We start from the raw sequence: 24,598 nt of genomic DNA, 5'->3' as shown, positions 1-24,598 counted from the left end.
AGCTAGACTAAGGTGCGATTGCAGTCCAGGCAAGCGACAGACCTTGCCTGGAGGTAGCTGCGCCGGGGTTCCCCATGAACTCGCCATTTCGTTACAACTGCTGCAGATGCCCATAAAGCTTGGCGTACAAACCACCATCGGCGATCAGTTGCTGGTGGTCGCCATCTTCGGCAATTTGTCCGCCGTCGAATACCAGCACGCGATCGGCCTGTTTCACCGCAGAGAGTCGATGGGCAATGATCAGCGTGGTGCGATTGCTCAGGAAACGCGCCAGCGCCTGATGCAGGTTGTATTCGGTGGCGGCATCCAATGCGGAGGTGGCCTCGTCGAGGATCACCACTTTGGGTTCGGCCAATACCATCCGGGCAATCGCCAGGCGTTGGCGCTGACCGCCGGATAAACGCACGCCGGATCGCCCGACGATGCTGTCCAGGCCATTGGGCAACTCGCGGACCGTGCTGTGCAGCTGCGCGATTTCCAGGGCCTGCCAGCACGCCTCGTCGCTGCGCTCACGGCCCATGGTCAGGTTGGCCCGAATGGTGTCGTTGAACAGCGCCGGGTGTTGAAGCACCACGGCGACGTTTTCCCGCACGGTTTCCAGGCCGATCTCTTGCTGGGTCGAGCCGCCGAAGCGGATGGTCCCGGCCAGTGGCGTGTACAAGCCCAGCAGCAATTGCACCAGCGTGCTCTTGCCGCCGCCACTGGCACCGACGATCGCGACCTTCTCACCGGGAGCGATGGACAGGTTCATCTGGTTCAAGACCAGTTCGTCACCGTAACCAAAACTCAATCCCTGCACTTCAAGTCCGACCGTCTCGCGACCGTTGAACGGATCGACGCCGCCCGGATACTCGGGCTCATCGGCACGGGACAGCAACTCGTTGATCCGCGACAACGCACCGCCGGCGGCGTAGTAGGCATATTGCAGGTTCAGCAGTTGTTCCACCGGGCCGATCATGAACCAAAGGTAACTGAACACCGCGAGCATCTGGCCGATGGACAGGTCGGAGAACAGCACGGTGAGCATCGCCGCCGCACGGAAAATATCGATACCGAACTGGAACAGCAAACCGCTGGCACGGTTCGAGGCATCGGTTTTCCACTGCGAGTTCACCGCGTAATCACGGACTTCCCGGGCACGTTGCCCGAGGCGACCGAGGAAGAACCCCTGCCGGTTGCCGGCGCGCACTTCCTGGATGGAATCCAGTGTTTCGGTCAATGCCTGGGTGAAGCGCGAAGTGCTGTCGTTCTCGAGTTTTTTCAGGTGTTTGACCCGCTTGCCCAACTGCACCGTGGCGTAGATCACCAGCGGATTGAACAGCAGAATCAGCAGCGCCAGTTTCCAGTGCATCCACATCAGAATGCCAGCGGTGCCGACCAGGGTCAGCATGGCCACAAGGAAGCGACTGAGGGTTTCGCCGACGAATTTGTCCAGGGTGTCGAGATCTGTGACCAAATGCGTGGTCACCGTGCCGCTGCCCAGGCTCTCGTATTCACCGAGCGAGATGCGCTTGAGTCGTTCGATCAGGCGCAAGCGAATGCGGTAGACGATGTCTTTGGCCAACGCGGCGAACAATCGCGCCTGCACCACGTTGAACAGCAAGGCCGAACAGCGCAGGACCAGGGTCACCACCAGCATCAGGCCGATGTAGCCCGCGGCTTTTTGCCAAACCTCGGGCAGCGCGAGGTTCATGACTTTCAGTGCAGAATCGCCGTGCCCCAGCAGCACTTCGTCCACCAGTAACGGCAACAGCAACGGGATCGGCACGCTGCACAGCGTCGCGAGCACGGCCACGCCGTTGGCGATCCACAGGGACTTTTTATGATGCAGGGCCAGGCGGCGGATTTCCGCCCAGCTCAGACGGTCGACACGTTTTTCGGTTGGAACATCGTCGGGCAGGTCATGCACAGGCGGCGCGCTCCAGCCAACGGCCGAGGAGCGGGGACAGCTCGTTCAGTGGCTGATAACCATTGGTCAGCAGCGCCAATTGGCCGTTACGTTCAGCCAGCAGGGTCGGAAAACCGGCGATGCCCAGGTCTTGCACCCAAGTGAAATCGGCTTCGGTGGCGGTGTGCATATCGGCACGGTCGAACGCGGCAGCGAACTCGATACGCGGCACACCAGCCTGCTCGGCCAGTTCCACCAACACGCTGGCACGGGTGACATCCCGACCTTCGGCATAAAACGCGTGCTGAATCAGCCCCAGCAGTTTCCAGGCACAATCCGGCGCGAGGCTGCGCGCTGTCACCAATGCCCGGCAGGCCGGCTCGGTGTCGTAGACAAAACCGTCCGGCAACGCCCCTTCGAGTTTGAAGGGCTGGCCGGTGGCCTCGGTGACCGCCTGCCAGTGCTCAAGAATGTAGCGCCGGGTGGTCGGTTCCAATGCCGAGCCGCTGCCGGTGCGCAAACCACCCACGATCAGATGCACCTCCACGCCGGCGGCTTGCGCCTGCTCGACCAATGCATTGGCGACCGGGGCAAACCCCCAACACCAGGAACACATCGGATCCATCACATAGAGCAGGCGCGCAGACATGGTTCAGACCTCGGAAGGTGCTTGCTTATAGTTGTAGCCGATCGGGTGCGGCTGGTTACGGGCTTTGGCCAGTTCGATCTGCTTTTGCCGATCGATGGCGCTGCGACGGGTTTTTTCGCTCAATTTATCCCAGCAATGCGGGCAGCTGATACCGGCCACGTAATGCTCGGAAGCGCGATCTTCAACGCTGACTGGCGTGCGGCAGGCATGGCATTGATCGTAATCGCCTTCACTCAAGTCGTGGCGAACCGTCACGCGGTTATCGAACACGAAGCAGTCGCCCTGCCATTTGGTTTCTTCCTGCGGCACCTCTTCGAGGTACTTCAGGATACCGCCCTTGAGGTGATAGACCTCACCGTAACCTTCGTTGAGCATGTAGCTCGAGGCCTTCTCGCAGCGAATGCCGCCGGTGCAGAACATCGCAACCTTCTTGTGCACGGCCGGGTCGAAGTTGGCTTTGATGTAGTCGGGAAATTCGCGAAAACTGGTGGTTTTCGGGTCGATGGCGCCTTCGAAGGTGCCGATCGAGACTTCGTAATCGTTACGGGTATCGATCAACAACACTTCCGGATCGCTGATCAACGCGTTCCAGTCCTGTGGATCAACGTAGGTGCCGACCTTTTTGTTCGGGTCCACGCCTTCAACGCCGAGGGTGACGATTTCTTTCTTGAGTTTGACTTTGGTGCGGTAGAACGGCTGCTCGTCGCAGTACGACTCTTTGTGGTCGATGTCGTCCATGCGCGGGTCGTTCTTGAGCCAGGCCATCAGCCCGTCGATGCCTTCGCGGCTACCGGACACGGTGCCGTTGATGCCTTCTTCGGCGATCAGCAGCGTGCCTTTGATGCCGTTGTCGACCATTGCTTGCAGCAGGGGCTCGCGCAGGGCGACGTAATCTTCCAGGGTGACGAACTTATACAGTGCCGCCACGACAATCTGTTGTGTCATGGGTAAATCTCCAGGTGGCTACCCTCGTAAGGGGTGAACCGGATGCGAAAAAAAACGCGCCGGGTGAGCGGCGCGTTGGGCATTCTAACAAAAATAAAGCCATCCCTGTAGGAGCTGACGCCCGCTTGCGGTTTGCCAGCGATAGCGATCTCGAGGACGCCATCGCCAGCAAGCCGGCTCCTACAGGTGAACGTGCAGCTTATTAGTGCTTGCTGCCGCCAGCACAGGTCGGCGAGGCCGGAGCCGCGTCGATCTGTGCCCACTCCTCTGGCGTGTAGGTATGCAGCGCCAACGCATGGAACTCGCCCATCAGCTCGCCGAGCGTGCCGTAGACTTTCTGGTGGCGCTTGACCCGGTTCAGGCCTTCGAACTGCGCGCTGACCACCACGGCCTTGTAGTGGGTCTGCAACCCACGGCTGTGCATGTGGCTTTCATCCAGCACTTGCAGATGCTCTGGCTGAAGCAGGGCCAGCGTCGATTCGATGCGTTGTTGCATGGTCATACCGGACTCCGCTTAAGGCTTTTTCTTGGCTGGAGCGGCGGCGCCTTTCGGATCCAGCTCGGTCGTCATGTCAGCCAACAGCTTGTTGACCACCGGCACGGCGCTTTCCAGCTTGGCCTGGGTCATTTGGGCCGACTGCTGAGTCAGCTGCGGCATTTTTTCCAGGACTTTCTTGCCCAGTGGCGACTTGTAGAAGGCAACCAGGTCCTTGAGTTCGGATTCGCTGAAGTTGCTGGTGTACAGCTTGATCATTTCAGGCTTGAGCTTGTTCCAGCCGATGGCCTGGTCCAGGGCGGCGTTGGCCTTGGCCTGGTAGGTTTCCAGCACGGCTTTTTTCGACTCTGGAGCTTTGGTCTGGGCAAAACGTTGAGCAAACATCTGCTGTACTTGCATGTACACCGGAGTGCCCAGCTTGTCAGCGTGCGCCAGGGTCAGGAAAGCCTCGGCACTGGCGTTATGGCTGGCGGTGTCGGCAAAAACCTGGCCGCTGGCGCAGACCAAAGCAACGGCGGTACAGATGGCACGAAGACGAGTCATCGAGTTTCCTTTTCTAGCTGACGAGGTAAAACCCCAAGGGCGACCATTCTGCGCCTAAAAAAGTGTGTCGCTCAACCCCAAGCCTTGCCGGCCCTGATTTAGGGGGGTTGAATGGGTGAAATCCAGACCGATGGAACCACGGCCGGTGATCACGGCCTAAACTGCGCAATCGGACCTACCAGGAGTGTGCAAGATGAGCCGTATCGAAACCGACAGCCTCGGCCAGGTTGAAGTCCCGGATGAAGCCTATTGGGGTGCTCAGACGCAACGCTCGCTGATCAATTTCGCCATTGGCAACGAACGCATGCCGATGGCGGTACTGCACGCCCTGGCACTGATCAAGAAAGCCGCGGCCCGGGTCAACGATCGCAACGGTGACATCCCGGCCGACATCGCCCGGCTGATCGAACAGGCGGCCGACGAAGTGCTCGACGGCGAACATGACGACCAGTTTCCGTTGGTGGTCTGGCAGACCGGCAGCGGCACCCAGAGCAACATGAACGTCAACGAAGTGATCGCCGGGCGCGCCAACGAACTGGCCGGTAACCCGCGCGGCGGCAAGACGCCGGTGCACCCCAACGATCACGTCAATTGCTCCCAGAGTTCCAACGACAGCTTCCCCACCGCCATGCACATCGCTGCCGTCCAGGCCGTTCAGCAGCATTTGCTGCCGGCGATCAGCGAATTGTCCGGCGGGCTCGCCGAGTTGGCTGCGCGCCATATGAAACTGGTCAAGACCGGCCGCACCCACATGATGGATGCGACCCCCATCAGCTTCGGCCAGGAAATCTCCGCGTTCATCGCGCAACTGGATTACGCCGAACGGGCGATCCGCAGTTCCCTGCCCGCGGTCTGTGAACTGGCCCAGGGCGGCACGGCGGTCGGCACCGGGCTCAACTCGCCCCACGGTTTTGGTGAAGCCATTGCCGCTGAACTGGCCGCCCTTTCCGGCTTGCCGTTCATCACCGCACCCAACAAATTTGCCGCCCTCGCCGGCCATGAGCCGTTGACCACGCTGTCCGGTGCGCTGAAAACCCTCGCCGTGACGCTGATGAAAATCGCCAATGACTTGCGTCTGCTGGGCTCCGGGCCACGCGCCGGTTTCGCCGAAGTAAAACTGCCGGCCAACGAACCGGGCAGTTCGATCATGCCGGGCAAGGTCAACCCGACCCAGTGCGAAGCGCTGTCGATGCTGGCCTGTCAGGTGCTGGGCAATGACGTCGCCATCGGTTTTGCCGCCAGTCAGGGTCACCTGCAATTGAACGTGTTCAAACCGGTGATCATCCACAATCTGCTGCAATCGATCCGCCTGCTGGGCGATGGTTGCAGCAACTTCCAGCAGCACTGCATCGCCGGCCTGGAACCGGATGCCGAGAAAATGGCTGAGCATCTGGAACGTGGACTGATGCTGGTGACGGCGCTCAATCCGCACATCGGTTATGACAAATCGGCCGAGATTGCCAAGAAGGCTTACAGCGAAGGGCTGACCTTGCGGGAAGCGGCGCTGCAACTCGGGTATCTGACGGATGAAGAGTTCGATGCGTGGGTGCGGCCGGAGAATATGCTGGAGGGCGGGGCCAAGGGCTGAGATTTGCAGTGAAGCGAAAAGATCGCAGCCTGCGGCAGCTCCTACATGTGAATGTTCCCTGTAGGAGCTGCCGCAGGCTGCGATCTTTTGATCTTCAGGCCATCCGTAACTTCCGAGCCTTCAACCCGGCAATCAAAGAAGGCCCCAACGCCACCAGCGCCGAACCCAACACCACCAGCACCGCCCCGCCATAACCAAGACCATTGATGGTCTCGGCATGCACGAAGTCCGGCCATAACCAGGCCGCCACGGCGACCGCTGCGAAGGTCACCAGCGGCGTAATCGCCAACGTCGCACTGACCCGAGACGCCTCCCAATGCGCCAACGCTTCGGCGAACGCGCCATAGGCAATCAGGGTGTTCAGGCAGCACGCCAACAGCAACCAGCCTTGCAACGGGCTCAATTGCAGCGCTTCCAGCGGATGCACCCACGGCGTCAGCAACGCCGCGCAAAACAGGTAGATCACCATCATCACCTGCAGCGAATTCCACACCGTCAGCAATTGCTTCTGGCCCAATGCATAGAAGGTCCAGACCGTGGACGCCAACAGCACCAACAGGACGCCGGCGGTGTAGTCGGTCAGCGACGTCAGCAGTTCACTCAAGCGCTGATTGAAAAACAGCCCGAAGCCGATCAGCAGCACCAGCAAACCAAGCCCCTGCCCCAGGCTGAAGCGTTCCTTGAACACAAACACACTGGCGATCAGCAACATGATCGGCCCCATCTGCACCACCAGTTGCGCGGTGCCGGGGCTCAGCAGGTTCAGGCCCATCAGATACAGCACGTAGTTACCCACCAGACCGAGCACCGCCATCAACACCAGCCAGCCTCCGCGTGGGCCGAGCGCTTTGCGGCTGGGCAGGCGATTGGTCGCGGCCAGGTAAATGAACAGGCAGCCGCCAGATACCGCCAGACGAAACCAGGTCACCGTGACCGGGTCCATCACCAGCAGCACTTGTTTGAGTTTGATCGGCAGGATTCCCCACAACAACGCGGTCAACAAGGCCAGAAACAGACCGTAAACCCAGCGACCCGATGAAATGTGCATGTGAACCCCAAAAGCCTTATGGCAAGAAGCGACATTCTAGGCGCTGGGGCGTGTGGCACACAGGGACAGTTTGGAACTGGCCGCGGATGAAACTGTGCGGGTCGCAACATTAATCTGGCGCAATGCCGTCGATCTGGCCATCAGGCGCCACAACTGCTTCTTGGCTGAAGGGGGACTAGAAAAATCGCGTCGACTTCATCGCTAGCAGGCTAGCTCCCACACTGGATCCGTGTCGCCCATCAGATCCCTGTGGGAGCTAGCCTGCTAGCGATAGCTATTGAACAGTCGCTACACATCCGAGGTGTTTAACGCACCGCTTCAAACAGCCCGGTAGCTCCCATCCCGCCGCCCACGCACATGGTGACGATGCCGTAACGCAGGTTTCGTCGCTGCAACTCGCGCACCAGATGCCCGACCTGACGCGAACCGGTCATGCCGAACGGGTGGCCGATGGAAATAGAGCCGCCGTTGACGTTGTACTTGTCGTTGTCGATTTCCAGCCGATTGCGGCTGTACAGGCACTGCGAAGCGAAGGCCTCATTGAGTTCCCACAGGTCGATATCGGCAATCTGCAAGCCCTTGGCCTTGAGCAGTTTCGGCACAGAGAACACCGGGCCGATGCCCATCTCGTCCGGCTCGCAACCGGCCACCGCAAAACCGCGGAAGAACGCCTTCGGCTTGAGCCCCAGTTCCAGGGCTTTTTCCAGGCTCATCACCAGGGTCATGGACGCACCGTCGGACAACTGCGAAGAGTTGCCGGCCGTGATCGAGCCGTCCTCGGCGAACACCGGTTTCAACCCGGCGAGGCTTTCCAGTGTGGTGTCGGGACGGTTGCAGTCATCACGATCGACGATGCCGTCGACGATCTGCACCTGCCCGGTGACCTTGTCTTCGACGCGGTACTTCACCGCCATCGGCACGATCTCGTCATCGAACAACCCGGCAGCCTGGGCCTGCGCAGTGCGTTGCTGGCTTTGCAGGGCGTATAGGTCCTGTTCTTCGCGGCTGACGTTGTAGCGACGCGCGACGATTTCGGCTGTCTGGCCCATCGGGAAGTAAATGCCCGGCACCTGTTCCTTGAGCAGCGGATTGATCAGGTTGTCGGTGTTGACGCTTTTCATGGTCAGGCTGATGGATTCGACGCCGCCGGCGACGATGATGTCGCTGCAACCCGAGGCGATCTGGTTCGCGGCAATGGCGATCGCCTGCAAACCGGATGAACAGAAGCGGTTGAGGGTCATGCCGGCGGTGCCGACGCCCAGGCGCGACAACACCGCGACATTACGACCGATGTTGAAGCCTTGCGCGCCTTCGTTGGAGCCGGCGCCGACGATGCAGTCCTCGACGCTGGCCGGGTCGATGCCCGTGCGTGCCAACAGCGAGTCGACACAGTGCGCCGCCATGTCATCAGGACGAGTCATGTTGAATTTGCCGCGAAAGGATTTGGCCAGGCCGGTCCGCACGCTGTCGACGATCACCACTTCACGCATGGCATACCTCATTGTTGTTGTCGGTTGAGAGTGGACCGAGCATAAGTCCACCCCTTTACCGACCGCGACAATCATTCACCCCGCGTATGCGTAACCATCGGTTCAATCCTCATCTTTTTGCTTTTTGCGGTCATGACGGTCAGCCGTTTCGAACGCTTCTTCCATCGCCCGATTGATCGTGCGCAACACCTTGACCCGCGCCCAGCGCTTGTCGTTGGCTTCGATCAGGGTCCAGGGTGCAATCTCGGTGCTGGTGCGGTCGACCATGTCGCCGACGGCCAGACGGTAGTCATCCCATTTTTCGCGGTTACGCCAGTCGTCTTCGGTGATCTTGAAGCGCTTGAACGGAATCTGCTCACGCTCCTGGAAACGCTCCAGTTGCGTCTGTTTGTCGATGGCCAGCCAGAACTTGACCACAATCACCCTGGCCTCGGTGACCTGCTCTTCGAAATCGTTGATTTCGCTGTAGGCACGCAGCCAGTCCGCCGGGCTGCAATAACCTTCGATGCGTTCCACCAACACCCGGCCATACCAGGAGCGGTCGAACACGGTGAATTTTCCTCGCGCCGGCAGGTGTCGCCAGAAACGCCACATGTACGGCTGCGCGCGTTCCTCTTCCGTGGGCGCGGCAATCGGCACGATGTTGTACTGACGCGGATCGAGTGCCGCCGCGACCCGCCGGATCGCCCCGCCCTTACCCGCCGCGTCATTGCCTTCAAACACGGCGACCAGAGCGTGCCGGCGCATGCGTTTGTCACGCATCAATCCGGAAAACCGCGCCTGCTCGGTCACCAATTGCTCTTCGTAGTCGCTTTTGTCCAGGCGCAGTTTCAAATCCAGGGCATCGAGCAGGTTCACTTGATCGACGCTGGGGAACACGGGCGCGGCGCTGACTTTTGCCGGATGGATCTTCGGTCGTTTCAATGCAAGATGCAGGCTGTCGAGCAAAATCTTGCCCACCACCAGGCTGCGATAGCGCGCATCCATCCCGGCGATCACATGCCACGGCGCGTAGTCGCGACTGGTCCGTCGCAGGACACGTTCTCCGAACTTCACGAACCGGTCGTAGGTTTGCGATTGCTGCCAGTCCAGCGGGCTGATGCGCCAGCTGTGCAACGGGTCGTCGGCCAAGGCCTTGAGGCGTGCTTTCATCTGTTTTTTGGAGAGGTGGAACCAGAATTTGACGATCAGCGCGCCTTCATCGCAGAGCATCTTCTCCAGCCGCTCGGCGGCGTTGATGCTTTGGTCCAGGCGCGGATCCTTGATCTGGCCATGAACCCGCGACTGCAACATCTGGCTGTACCAGTTGCCGAAGAAAATCCCCATGCGCCCCTTGGCCGGAAGCATTCGCCAGTAACGCCAGGCCGGTGGCCGTGCCAGTTCCTCGTCGGTTTGCTGATCGAAGGTGCGGACCTCGATCAGACGCGGGTCCATCCACTCGTTGAGCAGCTTGACCGTCTCGCCTTTGCCGGCACCCTCGATGCCATTGATCAGAATGATCACCGGAAACCGGCTCTGCTGACGCAGTTCAAATTGCGCTTCGAGCAAGGCTTCGCGCAGGGCAGGTACTTCGGCGTCATAGGTTTCTTTATCGATGACGTGATCGATTTCGGCAGATTCAAACATGGACGGCTCCCTTCCAGATGTGAGCAAGACTAGCGGATTGACCTCTCCTGCGTGGGAGAAATCCATCCTTGAGGCAGATAGGCAATCTGTGGCGAGGGAGCTTGCTCCCGTTGGACGGCAACGCCGTCCCGAGAATCAGCGCCAACCATTTGCGGCTGCAAAGCGTCGTGTATCCAGAAACACTGGGGGTCAGTCACTACTACAACTTGGTCGCGTTGCTTCAGGGTTGCTTCGCAACCAACGGGGGCAAGCCCCCTCACCACAGGCTAGAATGGCCGCCTTGCCGTTGCCGAGCCTGCCATGAAACCTGTATTGCCCCACGCCCAACTCGACTGGGACGACCAAGGTCGCCCGTACTCGCGTGTGTTCGATGATGTGTATTTCTCCGATAAATCGGGGCTGGACGAAACGCGCTACGTGTTTATCGAACAGAACCGCTTGGCCGAGCGCTTTGCAGCGCTGCCGGAGGGCGGGCGTCTGGTCATTGGTGAGACGGGGTTTGGTACGGGGCTGAATTTTCTGTGTGCCTGGCAGGTGTTCGAACAACACGCCGCGGCCGGTGCGCGGCTGCATTTTGTCAGTGTCGAAAAGTACCCGCTGAGCCATGACGACCTGCAACGCGCCTTGGCGTTGTGGCCGGAACTCAAGGTGTTCGCCGATCAACTGCTGGCGCAGTACGTGGCAATCCATCAAGGTTTCCAGCGCCTGGTGCTGGACGGCGGCCGTGTCACCCTGACCCTGCTGATCGGCGATGCGCTGGAGCAACTGCCGCAACTCGACGCACAGATCGACGCCTGGTTTCTCGACGGTTTCGCCCCGGCGAAAAACCCGGACATGTGGACCGCCGAACTGTTCGCCGAACTCGCGCGCCTGGCCGCTCCCGACTCGACCATCAGCACGTTCACCAGCACCGGCTGGGTCCGGCGCCTGCTGAACGCCGCGGGTTTCAAGATGAAGCGCACGCCGGGGATCGGCCACAAGTGGGAAATTCTGCGCGGCGTGTTTCTCGGTTGGCCGCAGGAACTCCCGGCACCCGCACCGCCCAAACCATGGTTCGCTCGTCCTAGACCTTTGGATGGTGAACGTCGTGCCCTGGTGATCGGTGCCGGCCTGGCCGGTTGTGCCAGTGCCGCAAGCCTGGCGGCACGCGGCTGGCAAGTGACCTTGCTGGAGCGTCACGATGCGCTGGCGCAGGAGGCTTCGGGCAATCCGCAAGGTGTGTTGTATCTGAAACTGTCGGCCCACGGTACGGCGTTATCGCAACTGATTATCAGCGGTTTCGGTCATACCCGGCGTGTACTTGAACACTTGCACCGTGGTGTCGATTGGGATGGCTGCGGGGTCCTGCAACTGGCGTTCAATGCCAAGGAGGCCGAGCGTCAGGCGCAATTGGCCAGCGCGTTTCCTGAGCACCTGTTGCAATTGCTCGATCGGGAACAGGCGCAAAGCCGTGCAGGTATCGATCTGCAATCCGGTGGATTGTTCTACCCGGAAGGCGGGTGGGTCCATCCACCCGCCTTGTGCCAATGGCAAACGCAACACCCCGGCATTGAGTTGCTGACCCACCATGACGTGCTCGATTTACGCCGCTCGAACGGTCAATGGCAGGCTTGGGCGGATGACCGGTTATTGGCCGAGGCACCAGTTGTCGTGCTGGCCGGTGCGGCCGAAATCAAGCGATTCCCCTTCAGCCGTGAGCTGCCCCTCAAACGCATTCGCGGACAAATCACCCGCCTGCCCGAGACCGCGGCAAGTCGCAGCCTGAGCACGGTGGTCTGTGCCGAAGGTTATGTCGCACCGGCACGGTTGGGCGAGCACACCCTGGGGGCCAGTTTTGATTTTAATAGTGACGACCTGACCCCCACGGCTGCCGAACATCTCGGCAACCTGAAAATGCTTGAGGAAATCTCGCCGGACCTGCTTGCAAGGCTCGACGCGGACACCCTGCAAACTGAAGCGCTCGAAGGCCGTGCAGCGTTTCGCTGTACCAGCCCGGATTACCTGCCGATTGTCGGCCCACTGGCTGACGAAGAAGGGTTTATGCAGGCCTATGGCGCCCTGAGCAAGGACGCCCGGCGTATCCCGGACGTCCCTTGCCCCTGGCTGGAAGGTTTGTACGTCAACAGCGGTCACGGCTCGAGAGGATTGATCACTGCGCCGTTGTCAGGCGAGTTGCTCGCGGCCTGGCTCGATGACGAGCCCCTGCCCTTGCCCCGGGCAGTGGCAGAAGCCTGTCATCCGAACCGCTTCGCCTTGCGTCGATTGATCCGCGGCAAGGCCTGACAGGTCAATCCAGGACGAAGCAGGTTTTCGTTTCCTCGGCCTGGATAGCGGCCTTGGTCAGTTTCTCCACCAGCGTGGTCTCGGCCTGCTGCTGCTCAACCTTGATGGTGTCGATCAGCGGCAGATATTTGTTCCCAAGCTTTGCCTCGCTTTCGAATGCCTTCTGCAAACGTTGATGAAAGGGCTCCGCGAGTTCGCTGAACTGTTCGCCATGATGGGTGCGCAAAAAGTTGACCCAGAACTCACGTCGACACAAATCCGCCGTCCGTTCAGAGGACATATTTGCAGCGACCACCCGGTTGTACGCCGCGTCCAGGTCGTCGGTTGTCACGCCCGCAATCGAGGCATAACGCATATGCCTGGGTTGACCCATAAGATAGAGTCTTTCGGCCAGCCCGGTACGGAAAGCCAGCTCTACCTCGGTCGGCTCGAGGATGATCTTGGCTTTAGCCTTGGACTGGATATGTTCTCGAGCGATCCTGGCGATGTAATCCTGATTGAACTGGCTTCTCCCCAACCTCAACAACTGGGCCACCTCGTCGTGGGTATTGGCTGATTGCCGAACCATGCTGTCGAGTTCGACGGCGAGTTCGAGGTTGCTGAAGATCAACGCGGCAGAATCACCACAGCTGGATTTCTCAGCCATGACCAGCAGTCGTTCACACAGAGCCGGATCAGCCTGGGCGGCCTCAATCACACTCCAGACCCGGCGAGTCAAGTCTTCGCGTACATAGCGACTATCCGCCGAGCCTCCCACTTCTGCCAACAGACCGAAGAAACCCGCCGAATCGGGTTCGTTTTTCAGCGCCTGCCATGCGCGGTTGCGACTGGCATAGTTTTCTTCATAGGACTTTGCCATCCACAGCTCACGAGCCTTCAGCTCATCGATCACCGCGGTGTCATTGTCGAGATATCCCATGCCTTGGCCAGTCCTGTCTCGATAGGCTTGCAGCTTCGTCTGGCTGGCCTCGGACAATGGATTAAGACGCAGATTCACCACCTCGGCGAATTGTGCGGGAGCCTCAAACAGCCAGTCCGGCAACTCGCGGATCTGGTTCCCGCGCAGATTCACCATGTCCAGATAGGGCAAGCGGTTCAGCCCCAAAGGGAGCTCGGTGGCGTGAGTATTGCTCAACCCCAGAGAATGCAAACTGAACAGTTTGCGGATATCAGGCGTTGCACCGAGCCGATTGTCGGATAGGGACAACATGCGCAGCTCAGTCATGTCAGCGAGTTTGCGCAACGTGTGTTCTGTCAGGGTTATCTGATTGCGGTCCAAGCTCAATCGCTGCAGGTTGGGCATGTGCGAGAGCGCTTCCGGTAATCGCGTGAGTTTGTTTCCATCCAGTTCCAGATGGACAAGGCCTTTAAACGGTTTGAGGAAATACGCCAGCTCATCGCCCGCCTCCATGTCTTTGAGGTAGAGACTACGGACATGGGCAACATCCTGCTCGGTCAGCGTCGGCAACGGACCTGCCGGGTTTCGCTCCAGCTTGAGTGTGGTAGGCGATTGATATCCCAAACGAACCGGTGGCGTTATCCGGCGCCAGCAGTTTTCGATGGCATCGGCCACTTGACGACGGCTCACCCGGATATCGCCAAGCTGTCCCGACAGCTTTGCCATGTCCACTTCATTGTCGCGCCACACATGCAGCACTTGGCGCAACGTCTTGAGCTGCTGCTCGAGCGCCTTGATCCGATTGGCTCGTAACGTATGAGTACTGCCCGCTTCATCCAGAAAGGTTGAAGCCTGAGCGTCGGTGAACAACGGATAAAGCTTTCTGACTTTACGAATCAGGCCTCTTGAGTGCGAACCTGAACCGGAGGGGTCAGACAGAGCACACGAAGAGAGGTGCTCTGCTACTTCGCGGCGCTCGTTATCCAGCATTCGCCGGGTGCGTACCTGATCGCGGGGGGCCGCCGCCAACAACCTTGAGCGCAGCGTGGAGACATCCACTGTTTCCACTTCAGTGAATCCCATTCGGCTGCGCTGGGCTTGAGGCAACGCATGATAGATCGACTCGACCCGCTGTTTGTTTGTCGTGGTCGTCACCGCCGAGCCATCGCGTTGAGTGACCTGATAGCCATCGGCTGTTTTGACGATCACGCCCTTCAGCGCTGCATCCTCCTTTCCTACGCTGTCCAGTAGAGCGCCAGTCTCTGACCCATCACGTACTTCGAGGCGAAAACCTTCATCCCAGCCTTGAACCTGATCCATCAACCTCAGCGACAGATTCTCGGTATCGGCATTGGCCAGTTGTGGCAGGTGCAGTCCCATCAGCGCACGGTCCTGCCTTATCGTTGCGCCTGCCTCTCGGGCCTGCCGAGCCAGATCGAGCCCGGGGATCTTGCGGTCACGCAGCAAAATTCGGTCTCGGGCCGACGCGTTATCCAAAAGCTCTTGTCCCACCCGGACAGGCAGATCAGGGAACTGTTCGCGCAGCGTCGCAACATCGCCGATGGCGGGTCCATCGTGTTTTTTGTAGAGCCAGTCGAGTAACGGCTGACGATCGCTCTTGAGATGGCTGGCAATTGCCTTTGCCAGCAACACTGATTTCGATTGCGTCGTCTCGCTGCCTATCATTGCTTCGACTTCTTTCGGGTAGAGGCCTTTGATGACGGTATCGAGCAACTCTCCCGCATCAAGTTGCTCCTGGCAGACCTGCACACCATTGACCATGTCATCCGTTGGCGCCGTTTCCGGAAAACGCGAGAGGACAACCTCGTCTTCATCGATCAACTCAATAAAACGCTCAGCAGGCCAGCCGGGAAGTTTCGGCAGCACCTGCAATTGCTCCTGCACATAGTTCGTGTTGGCGGTCTCTTCGCGCTCCATTGCCGTGATCAGTGCCGTTATTTTGCGGTCAAGCCTGACCCGTTCGACACAATCGTTGAGCCGTTGCGGTAGCTTCAGGTGACTTTCATGCAAGGCATGCAGTTTGGCGGGCGACATGTCGGTGATATCGGCAATCACAGACAATTCACTGCCCAGGTCGTTCAGGCGTGGATCCGTCCGTTCCAATGCGTAAGCACTATCAGGCCATTCGTGCGTATGCTCGTAAACATGTCGCCAACCGCCCTCCACTGTTCGCTCAATGGCGGGCTTGAACGTGTCTGGGTGCATTGGATGATTGATCTTCCATGGCTGCCCCGCAGCCTCGCGAGAGACCCGAAAAATGGCACCATCCATCTTGATTGAAGACAACTCGCCTTGCTTGTAGACGCCCTCAGAATCAGGTTCCACATCGGCGTCCAATGGAGAGATCTGCCGATAGGGCTTGAGGTCGTTTTTCCATAGCCGCGCTTTGCCGTCATTGCGGGTCACAGCCTCGAAACCGTCGAAAAATGCAGCCTGCTCTTTCACTGTTTTACGAAGGGCGGTCGCAATAACCTTGCCGCCCGCCGCAAAAGCAGCCATCTGCGCGACGCTTTCGACGACGCTCAGTAAATGGGAAAGCGCTTCGGCACGCTCGTCGTGCGCCCAGTCCCGCACACCTTCATACACTTCATCGAGTATTTCGACGACCGCAACCGACAGCATCAACTGACCAACCACCGGTACAAAAAAGGAGGCGGCGTTCAACATCAAAAGCCCGCCATTGAGCAGTGCCTGGATAGTTTTTTCTCGCTGTTGCGCATCGACGTCCGCACTCGGAACGGCGAGAGTTTTCGCATACTTCTGGGTTTTGCTGAGGAAGGCGCTGAAAAAGAAATCGCCCAGACAGGTGTCGGCGGGCATGGCGATTAGCGTGCCCAGCGTCTTGGTCTTGTCAAAAACAGTGAAAAAATCGCTCTTGTCATGGCCTGGAAGGTATTGCTCGACGAAAACCCGTTTATAGCCAGTGCTTTTCAGGTGAAGGGCCAGATAAGTCTTGAAGGCATCTAGAGACTCGTATTCGTACAACGGTCGTCGAGGCTCATTCGGCATGTAAACCACGCACTTGGCCGACGGTGCCGTGTCGATGGATTCCTTGGTAAACACCAACGCCCCACAAATGCAGGCGTCATGAATCATCAAGCCTTGCCAGATCACCGGGCCGCCATCAAACACAGCGTCTTGGGTTTTTTCTGCCGGGACATCCTGCTCGATGACATTCAGCAACATCGTGTAAACGGCAGGGCTGATGTCCTGCTTCAAATGGGCAATATGAGCGGCAACCTTCATATCCAGCAGCTTCAACTGGCGGATGTCAGCCGTGGACGCTGGAACATCGGCAGCTGAATCGCCCTTGGGTTTGTCTGGAACGGCCAAGACCTTTTGGATGTGACCTTGATAAAGGGCACCACAGTCGAGCTCTCGACAGAGCTTGGCGAATTTCGCGGGGGTTATTTCAGGGTCTGAACTCCGTACCCCGTTGATTTTGATGAATGATTTCGAAGGGATTCCAGCGCTTTTTGTCTCTTGCTCTGTGAAGTTCTCCATGGCGGCGTGAAGCAGGCTGCGAGACGTGTTGGTGCTGCCCGTCTCGTAGCCAACAGGCACCAGTCCTATCGAAGAAACCACTGTTTCGACGATCTCCAGTGTGTCCTGTTCGACATCGATGTCGAGTTTCCACTTTTCCTTGAGTTTGCTCGTCAGCGCCTGCTTGCAGAACTCGTCCATCGGTTTGAGTTGCCCGAGTAACTCTGCGGCTTTGGCGTAAGTAAGACGGGACTGTGCAAGATCTGAATTGAGTGCTTGCGACGCCGTCAGGCTCGCATTCGCCAACCACTGCGGTATGGACGCTTGCAGAGCTTCGGCCTTGGCCAGCTCACCCGTATGTTTCAGTAAAACTTCGAGACGTTGAACCGATGTCACAGTGTTGACTGGCGGTGTTGTTGCTGGAGTAGTCAGCATGAGCAATATCCTTATTGCATTTGGGTTCTATCAGCCTACGGTCTGCCATTGGCAATTAAAAATTCGAATACCGGATCAGATCCGGGGGCATCCAAGCAACTACTCCTATGGATCCCAGCAATATTTACCGCCACTGTGTTAACGGCTTATGCCATGCCCTCGTCCTCCTCAATGGCCCGCTTATAACCCATCGATCTAAAACTACGAGCACCCAGCCGGGTCAGTTTCTGAGTGCCCGCCGTTTTGGCGCGGTACCGATTGACCCTCCCCAACGGAAAAACCGGTAAGGAATTTATGTGCGGATTAGCTGGCGAGTTACGTTTTGATCATCAACCTGCAGACCTTGCAGCCGTAGAACGAATCACCCATCACCTGGCCCCTCGCGGCCCTGACGCTTGGGGTTTTCATAGCCAGGGACCGATTGCCCTGGGCCATCGGCGCCTGAAAATCATGGACCTCTCGGACGGCTCGGCGCAGCCGATGATCGACCCGCAATTGGGTTTGTCCCTGGCCTTCAACGGCGCGATCTACAACTTCCCGGAACTGCGCACCGAGCTTGAAAACCTCGGTTACGCCTTCTATTCCGGTGGCGACACCGAAGTGCTGATCAAGGGTTATCACGCGTGGGGCGAAGCCTTGCTGCCCAAGCTCAACGGCATGTTTGCCTTTGCCATTTGGGAACGTGATGCCCAGCGTCTGTTCATCGCCCGCGACCGCCTCGGCGTGAAGCCGCTGTACCTGTCGCGCACCGGCCAACGCTTGCGCTTTGCCTCGGCATTGCCAGCGTTGCTCAAGGGCGGCGACATCAACCCGATCCTCGATCCGGTGGCGCTCAATCACTACCTGAATTTCCACGCCGTGGTCCCGGCGCCACGCACCTTGCTGGCCGGTATCGAAAAGCTGCCACCGGCGACCTGGATGCGTGTTGAAGCCGATGGCAGCACCGAACAGAAAACCTGGTGGACCCTGCCCTATGGCCCACATGACGATGAGAAAAACCTGACACTCGAAGACTGGCGCGATCGTGTGCTCGACAGCACTCGCGACGCTGTTGCCATCCGCCAACGCGCGGCGGTCGATGTCGGTGTGCTGTTGTCGGGCGGTGTCGATTCAAGCTTGCTTGTCGGTTTGTTGCGCGAAGTGGGCGTGGAAAACCTGTCGACCTTTTCCATCGGTTTCCAGGACGCCGGCGGCGAGCGCGGCGACGAATTCCAGTATTCGGACCTGATCGCCCGGCACTACGGCACGCAGCATCATCAACTGCGTATCGCCGAGAAAGAGATCATCGAGCAATTGCCCGCTGCGTTCCGCGCCATGAGCGAACCGATGGTCAGCCACGACTGCATCGCGTTTTATTTGCTGTCGCGGGAAGTGGCCAAGCATTGCAAGGTTGTCCAAAGCGGCCAGGGTGCCGACGAGCTGTTCGCCGGTTATCACTGGTACCCGCAAGTGGACGGCGCCAGCGACCCGTATGCCGCGTATCGCGAAGCGTTTTTTGACCGCAGCTACGACGACTACGCCGCCACCGTGCAGCCGAAATGGCTGACCGCCAATGACGCCGCCGGCGACTTCGTGAAGGAACATTTCGCACAACCTGGCGCCAATGCTGCGGTAGACAAGGCCTTGCGCCTGGACAGCACGGTGATGCTGGTGGACGACCCGGTCAAACGCGTCGACAACATGACCATGGCCTGGGGCCTGGAGGCGCGCACGCCGTTTCTCGACTATCGCCTGGTTGAATTGTCGGCTCGCGTGCCGGGTCAATTCAAACTGCCGGACGGAGGCAAACAGGTGTTGAAAGAAGCCGCGCGGCTGGTGATCCCGAGCGAAGTGATCGACCGCAAGAAAGGTTACTTCCCGGTGCCGGGCCTCAAGCATTTGCAAGGCGACACACTGGACTGGGTACGCGAACTGTTGCTGGATCCAAGCCAGGATCGCGGCCTGTTCAACCCCGCCATGCTCGACCGCTTGCTGACCGACCCACAAGGTCAATTGACGCCCTTGCGCGGCTCGAAGCTGTGGCAACTGGCTGCGCTGAACCTGTGGCTCAGCGAACAAGGAATCTGATCGATGAAACCTCATGCTACGGCCATCAGCCAACGCTTGTTGCGCGGTCAGGCGCCCTCTTATGAACGCTTGCAGGCACGTCTGGCCGAAGATCGCTGTGAACTCGGCGCCGCTCCGATTGCTGTGCACTGCGGCTGGGGCCGGTTGCTGATCGGCCATACCTTCGCCGATGCTGCGAGCCTTGCCGGGGAATTGCTCAATGAGCAACCCGGCGAGCGGGATATCGCCCTGTATGTCGCCGCTCCCCAGCAAGTGCTGGGGCTGGAACCGACGCAGCTGTTTCTCGATCCGTCCGACACGTTGCGTTTGTGGTTCAGCGATTACCGTCAGGCGACCCGTGTGTTTCGTGGTTTTCGCATTCGTCGCGCACAAAGCGAGGCCGACTGGCAGGCGGTCAATCAGTTGTATCAGGCCCGCAGCATGCTGCCGATCGATGCCACGCTGCTGACGCCGCGTCACTTGGGCGGCCCGGTGTATTGGCTGGCGGAGGACGAGGACAGCGGCGCGATTATCGGCAGTGTCATGGGACTCAATCATCACAAGGCGTTTAACGATCCGGAACACGGCAGCAGCCTGTGGTGCCTGGCGGTTGATCCGCAATGCTCCCGGCCGGGTGTCGGTGAAGTGCTGGTGCGGCACCTGATCGAGCACTTCATGAGTCGCGGGCTCGCCTATCTCGATTTGTCGGTGCTGCATGACAATCGCCAGGCGAAAAACCTCTACAGCAAACTGGGATTTCGCAACCTCTCGACCTTCGCCATCAAGCGCAAGAACGGCATCAATCAGCCGCTGTTCCTCGGGCCTGGCCCTGAAGCCGAGTTCAATCCTTACGCGCGGATCATCGTCGAGGAAGCGCACCGGCGCGGCATCGATGTACAGGTCGATGACGCCGACGCCGGGATGTTCACCCTCAGTCACGGCGGGCGCCGGGTGCGTTGTCGCGAGTCCCTCAGCGACCTGACCAGCGCCATCAGCATGACGCTGTGTCAGGACAAAAGCCTGACCCACAAAGTGCTCAAGGCGGCCGGGCTGAACTTGCCGTGCCAACAACTGGCCGGCAACGCTGACGACAATTTGGCCTTTCTCGACGAGCACCAGCGGGTGGTGGTCAAGCCGCTGGATGGCGAACAGGGCCAAGGCGTGGCGGTGGATTTGCGGACCATTGAAGAGGTGCAGCAAGCCATCGAGAGCGCCCGCCGCTTCGACAACCGCGTATTGCTCGAAAGCTTCCACGAAGGCCTCGACCTGCGCATTCTGGTGATCGGCTTCCAAGTGGTCGCCGCCGCCATTCGCCGGCCGGCCGAAGTGGTGGGCGACGGTCAGCATGCCGTCGGTGCGCTGATCGAAGCCCAGAGTCGACGTCGACAAGCGGCCACCGACGGTGAAAGCAAGATCCCGCTGGATCAAGAAACCCAGCGCACCTTGCAGTCCGCCGGGTATGACTACAACAGCATTTTGCCGGCCGGTGAGCATCTGTTCGTGCGGCGTACGGCGAACCTGCATACCGGCGGTATTCTCGAAGACGTTACCGCGATCCTGCACCCGACATTGGTGGACGCCGCCGTGCGGGCCGCCCGGGCACTGGACATTCCCATGGTCGGTCTCGACCTGATGGTGCCGGCTGCCGATCAAGCGGAGTACGTGTTTATCGAAGCCAACGAACGCGCCGGGCTGGCCAACCATGAACCGCAACCGACGGCGGAGCGCTTTGTGGATTTGTTGTTTCCGCACAGTCAGCCGGTGGTCTCTTAGTTTTGTGGTGCCTGGACTGGCCCCTTCGCTGGCAAGCCAGCTCCTGCATTCGAATGCGCACGCCTGTAGGAGCTGGCTTGCCAGCGAAAGCGGCCTGACAGGCAAAAAACATCCCCTCATCGAAACCATCGATGGCCTCACCTCATCAGGAGTTTCCATGACTAGCAAAATTCCCGAACCCGATCTCGGTTACCTGCAAAAAGTCCTGCTGGAAATGCTCGCCATTCCCAGCCCGACCGGTTTCACCGACACCATCGTGCGCTACGTCGCCGAACGCCTTGAGGAACTTGGCATTCCCTTCGAGATGACTCGGCGCGGCACGATCCGCGCCACGCTCAAAGGCAAGAAAAACAGCCCGGACCGCGCCGTCTCCGCGCACCTGGACACCATCGGCGCGGCCGTGCGTGCGGTAAAGGACAACGGACGCCTGACCCTCGCACCGGTCGGCTGCTGGTCCAGCCGTTTTGCCGAGGGCAGCCGCGTCAGCCTGTTCACCGACAACGGCGTGATCCGTGGCAGCGTGTTGCCGCTGATGGCTTCCGGGCATGCGTTCAATACCGCCGTCGATGAAATGCCGATCAGTTGGGACCACATCGAATTGCGCCTGGATGCGTATTGCGCCACCCGCGCCGATTGCGAATCCCTGGGCATCAGCGTGGGCGATTTCGTCGCCTTCGACCCGCTGCCGGAGTTCACCGAAAGCGGCCACATCAGTGCCCGTCACCTTGACGACAAGGCCGGTGTCGCCGCGTTGCTGGCGGCGCTCAAGGCCATCGTCGACAGCGGCGAAGAACTGATGATCGACTGTCACCCGCTGTTCACCATCACCGAAGAAACCGGCAGTGGCGCAGCAGCGGCGTTGCCTTGGGATGTCAGCGAATTCGTCGGCATCGACATCGCGCCGGTCGCCCCCGGCCAACACTCCAGCGAACATGCCGTGAGCGTGGCGATGCAGGATTCCGGCGGACCTTATGACTATCACCTGTCCCGGCATTTGTTACGCCTGGCCAGTGACAACGAATTGCCGGCGCGGCGCGACCTGTTCCGCTATTACTTCAGCGATGCCCACTCGGCGGTCACCGCCGGCCACGACATTCGCACCGCCCTGCTCGCCTTCGGCTGCGATGCCACCCACGGCTACGAACGCACCCACATCGACAGCCTCGCCGCGCTGAGCCGATTGCTCGGTGCCTACATCCTCAGCCCGCCGGTGTTCGCCAGCGATGCGCAACCGGCCAAGGGTTCACTGGACCGTTTCAGTCATCAGCTCGAACACGAGACCCAGATGGAAAGCGATACGCGGGTGCCGTCGGTGGACAGTCTGGTGGGACAGCGCTCGCAGAGCTGATCCGGGACCTTGATTGCAGGTAAACCGCTATCGCGAGCAGGCTCACTCCCACAGTTGATCGCCTTCCCCTGTGGGAGCGAGCCTGCTCGCGATGGCGTCAGCCCAGGCAACACAAAATCCCGGGCTGGCTGTCCTCGCCCAATCGCCGTAGCATCGCGCCATTGATTGAAACCGAGGTGCCTATGCTGATCCCCCACGACCAACTTGAAGTCGATACCCTGACCCGCCTGATCGAAGATTTCGTGACCCGCGACGGTACCGACAATGGCGATGACACCCCGCTGGAAACCCGTGTCCTGCGCGTGCGTCAGGCCTTGACCAAGGGGCAGGCACTGATCGTGTTCGATCCGGAAAGCGAGCAATGCCAATTGATGCTCAAGCACGACGTGCCCAAGCATCTGTTTGACTGAGTCCTTCAGTTGCCCTTCTTTTTCGCCACTTTGGTCTGGATGCGTTCGTAGACCTCCGCTCGGTGTACAGCAACGTCTTGAGGTGCTTCGACGCCAAAGTGGATGTTGTTTCCGTTGATCGCAAGAACGCGCACGGAAATGTTGTTACCGATGGAAATTGTTTCGCCCACAACGCGGCTGAGTACGAGCATGAGGTCTGTCCTTCAAGGGTTACCGGCCCTTGAAGATGCCCCGCTGGCTGCACGCCTACAATGCAGTGGCGGTAAATCAGTCTCGCCCTACAACGCAGACCTGTTCTGCTGACGGAAAGGTCTGACAGGTTCGTTTGAGAGTCGGAAATTTCTGTCAGGACGCGGAGAATCGCGGGCCAAACAGGATGATGCTCGCACCGATCACACACAGCGCGACGCCAATCCAGTCCGAGCCCAGCGGACGAATCCGCTCGACCACCGCCAGCCAGCCGATCGAGGCAATGATGTAGATGCCGCCGTAAGCGGCGTAGGCGCGCCCGGCGTAGGTCGCTTCGATGCGGGTCAGCAGCAGCGCGAACAGCGTCAGGCTGATGAGGGCCGGCACCACCCACCAGGCACTTTTGCCCTGACGCAGCCACATCCAGAAGGCAAAGCACCCGGCAATTTCGAACAGCGCGGCAAGAAAAAACCACAGGTAATTGAGCATGCACGTGTCTCGCGAGGATGGCCGATGGCGGCCACCCTAACGACCGCGCTGCACAGGGGCAAGGTCAGCTTGCGGTTTGCTTGGCCTTGGTGCGCATTTTGTCGGCCATGACGGTCATTTCGTTGTAGAGCAACTGCGGGTTCTTCTGCTTGATCGCCCAGGCCATACGGCCCTGTTCGTGAGGCAGGATCATGAACTCGCCGGCAGCAACCTGCTGATAGATGTAGTCGGCGATGTCGGCAGCGCTGATCGGTGAGCTTTCCAGCAACTTGCCGACCTGAGCCTTCATGGCCGGAGTCGGGCCGCGGAAGGAGTCCAGCAGGTTGGTCTGGAAAAACGACGGGCACACCACGTGTACGCCGACTTCCTGGTGCGCCAGTTCGATCAGCAGGCTTTCCGACAACGCCACGACGCCGGCCTTGGCCACGTTGTAGTTGCTCATTGCCGGGCCTTGCATCAGCGCGGCCATCGAGGCGATGTTGATGATTTTGCCTTTGCTCTTTTCCAGCAATGGCAGGAAGGCCTTGCAGCCCTTGACCACCCCCATCAGGTTGATCGCGATCTGCCAGTCCCAGTCCTCCAGAGACAGCTCATTGAAAAACCCGCCTGAGGCCACGCCCGCGTTGTTGACGATGACATCGATCCCGCCGAGTTTGACTTCGCAGGCCTGGGCGAACGCGGTCAACTGGCTGTAGTCGCGAACGTCGCAACGCTGGATAAAACCATCCCCGCCGGCTTCACGCACCAGTTTGAGGGTTTCCTGCAAGCCAGGCTCGCTGACGTCAGACAAGGCCAGTTGCCAGCCTTCACGCGCCCAGCGCAGCGCGATTTCGCGACCCAGGCCAGAGCCCGCACCAGTGATCATCATGCGATTTTGCATAGCTAACAGCCTTGTTGTGTCCGGGAAGATGCACCGAGTGTAGCGAAGGATATGTCCCGACCCACGCTCC

Annotated in this window: 17 protein-coding genes and 1 pseudogene; 6 read left to right on the top strand and 12 right to left on the bottom strand. The window is 59.5% G+C overall.

The features are described 5' to 3' along the window. Positions 1-91: 91 nt before the first annotated feature. The 5 genes from CKW19_RS03780 to CKW19_RS03760 all read right to left on the bottom strand — a co-directional run bounded on the left by CKW19_RS03780 (position 92) and on the right by CKW19_RS03760 (position 4,521). A complete protein-coding gene (locus tag CKW19_RS03780; protein WP_095056658.1) occupies positions 92-1,909 on the bottom strand; it encodes an ABC transporter ATP-binding protein in 1,818 nt (605 codons plus the stop codon). Continuing rightward, the gene (locus CKW19_RS03775; protein ID WP_095056657.1) at positions 1,902-2,537 is read right to left on the bottom strand and encodes a DsbA family protein; all 636 of its coding nucleotides are present in this window, start codon (positions 2,535-2,537) and stop codon (positions 1,902-1,904) included. The genes CKW19_RS03780 and CKW19_RS03775 overlap by 8 nt, the downstream gene beginning before the upstream one ends. 3 nt (positions 2,538-2,540) lie before the next feature. Continuing rightward, the gene (locus tag CKW19_RS03770; protein WP_095056656.1) at positions 2,541-3,482 is read right to left on the bottom strand and encodes a rhodanese-related sulfurtransferase; all 942 of its coding nucleotides are present in this window, start codon (positions 3,480-3,482) and stop codon (positions 2,541-2,543) included. Positions 3,483-3,684: 202 nt separating this feature from the next. Further along, entirely contained in the window at positions 3,685-3,984 is a 300-nt protein-coding gene (locus CKW19_RS03765; protein WP_095056655.1) for a BolA family transcriptional regulator, read from the bottom strand. Positions 3,985-3,996: 12 nt separating this feature from the next. After that, the gene (locus CKW19_RS03760) at positions 3,997-4,521 is read right to left on the bottom strand and encodes a DUF2059 domain-containing protein (RefSeq protein WP_095056654.1); all 525 of its coding nucleotides are present in this window, start codon (positions 4,519-4,521) and stop codon (positions 3,997-3,999) included. Positions 4,522-4,714: 193 nt separating this feature from the next. Here CKW19_RS03760 and CKW19_RS03755 point away from each other — a divergent pair, with 193 nt between their 5' ends. Next, on the top strand, positions 4,715-6,109 hold the full coding sequence (locus tag CKW19_RS03755) for a class II fumarate hydratase (protein ID WP_095056653.1): 1,395 nt from the start codon (positions 4,715-4,717) through the stop codon (positions 6,107-6,109). Between the two features lie 94 nt (positions 6,110-6,203). On the opposite strand, the gene CKW19_RS03750 is transcribed toward CKW19_RS03755, so the two are convergent. The 3 genes from CKW19_RS03750 to pap all read right to left on the bottom strand — a co-directional run bounded on the left by CKW19_RS03750 (position 6,204) and on the right by pap (position 10,273). Continuing rightward, positions 6,204-7,157: a DMT family transporter gene (locus CKW19_RS03750; protein ID WP_095056652.1), complete on the bottom strand. Its 954-nt coding sequence runs from the start codon at positions 7,155-7,157 to the stop codon at positions 6,204-6,206. A gap of 305 nt (positions 7,158-7,462) precedes the next feature. Then, complete coding sequence (locus CKW19_RS03745; protein WP_095056651.1) at positions 7,463-8,647, bottom strand: thiolase family protein; 1,185 nt, start codon at positions 8,645-8,647, stop codon at positions 7,463-7,465. Between the two features lie 102 nt (positions 8,648-8,749). Next, positions 8,750-10,273 carry a polyphosphate:AMP phosphotransferase gene (gene pap, locus CKW19_RS03740; protein ID WP_095056650.1) on the bottom strand — a complete coding sequence of 508 codons (1,524 nt, stop codon included), beginning with the start codon at positions 10,271-10,273 and terminating at the stop codon, positions 8,750-8,752. A 300-nt stretch (positions 10,274-10,573) separates the two neighbouring features. On the opposite strand from pap, the gene mnmC reads away from it, so the two are divergent. After that, entirely contained in the window at positions 10,574-12,556 is a 1,983-nt protein-coding gene (gene mnmC, locus CKW19_RS03735) for a bifunctional tRNA (5-methylaminomethyl-2-thiouridine)(34)-methyltransferase MnmD/FAD-dependent 5-carboxymethylaminomethyl-2-thiouridine(34) oxidoreductase MnmC (protein WP_095056649.1), read from the top strand. 4 nt (positions 12,557-12,560) lie between these two features. Here mnmC and CKW19_RS03730 read toward each other — a convergent pair whose 3' ends face one another. Further along, entirely contained in the window at positions 12,561-17,393 is a 4,833-nt protein-coding gene (locus CKW19_RS03730; protein ID WP_095056648.1) for an NEL-type E3 ubiquitin ligase domain-containing protein, read from the bottom strand. A gap of 294 nt (positions 17,394-17,687) precedes the next feature. Between CKW19_RS03730 and CKW19_RS03725 the strand changes: the two genes are divergently transcribed. From CKW19_RS03725 to CKW19_RS03710, 4 genes and pseudogenes are all read left to right on the top strand, one after another. Further along, positions 17,688-19,460: an N-acetylglutaminylglutamine amidotransferase gene (locus CKW19_RS03725; protein ID WP_095056647.1), complete on the top strand. Its 1,773-nt coding sequence runs from the start codon at positions 17,688-17,690 to the stop codon at positions 19,458-19,460. Between the two features lie 3 nt (positions 19,461-19,463). Then, positions 19,464-21,212, top strand: a complete 1,749-nt coding sequence (ngg, locus tag CKW19_RS03720; protein ID WP_095056646.1) for an N-acetylglutaminylglutamine synthetase — start codon at positions 19,464-19,466, stop codon at positions 21,210-21,212. Between the two features lie 157 nt (positions 21,213-21,369). Then, positions 21,370-22,573 (top strand): annotated as a pseudogene (locus CKW19_RS03715) (osmoprotectant NAGGN system M42 family peptidase). Between the two features lie 169 nt (positions 22,574-22,742). Continuing rightward, positions 22,743-22,970: a YheU family protein gene (locus CKW19_RS03710; protein WP_003199186.1), complete on the top strand. Its 228-nt coding sequence runs from the start codon at positions 22,743-22,745 to the stop codon at positions 22,968-22,970. A 5-nt stretch (positions 22,971-22,975) separates the two neighbouring features. Here CKW19_RS03710 and csrA read toward each other — a convergent pair whose 3' ends face one another. The 3 genes from csrA to CKW19_RS03695 form a co-directional block, all read right to left on the bottom strand. Then, complete coding sequence (gene csrA / locus CKW19_RS03705) at positions 22,976-23,161, bottom strand: carbon storage regulator CsrA (RefSeq protein ID WP_095056644.1); 186 nt, start codon at positions 23,159-23,161, stop codon at positions 22,976-22,978. Positions 23,162-23,315: 154 nt separating this feature from the next. Then, a complete protein-coding gene (locus tag CKW19_RS03700; protein WP_095056643.1) occupies positions 23,316-23,648 on the bottom strand; it encodes a YnfA family protein in 333 nt (110 codons plus the stop codon). Positions 23,649-23,712: 64 nt separating this feature from the next. Continuing rightward, the gene (locus CKW19_RS03695; protein ID WP_095056642.1) at positions 23,713-24,528 is read right to left on the bottom strand and encodes an SDR family oxidoreductase; all 816 of its coding nucleotides are present in this window, start codon (positions 24,526-24,528) and stop codon (positions 23,713-23,715) included. Positions 24,529-24,598 lie beyond the last annotated feature (70 nt).

Origin of the sequence: Pseudomonas sp. Irchel s3f7, assembly GCF_900187615.1 — a bacterium.
Taxonomy (GTDB): Bacteria; Pseudomonadota; Gammaproteobacteria; order Pseudomonadales; family Pseudomonadaceae; genus Aquipseudomonas.
The sequence above is the reverse complement of the archived record's forward strand: the minus strand, read 5'-3'. Positions and strand labels throughout refer to the sequence as shown.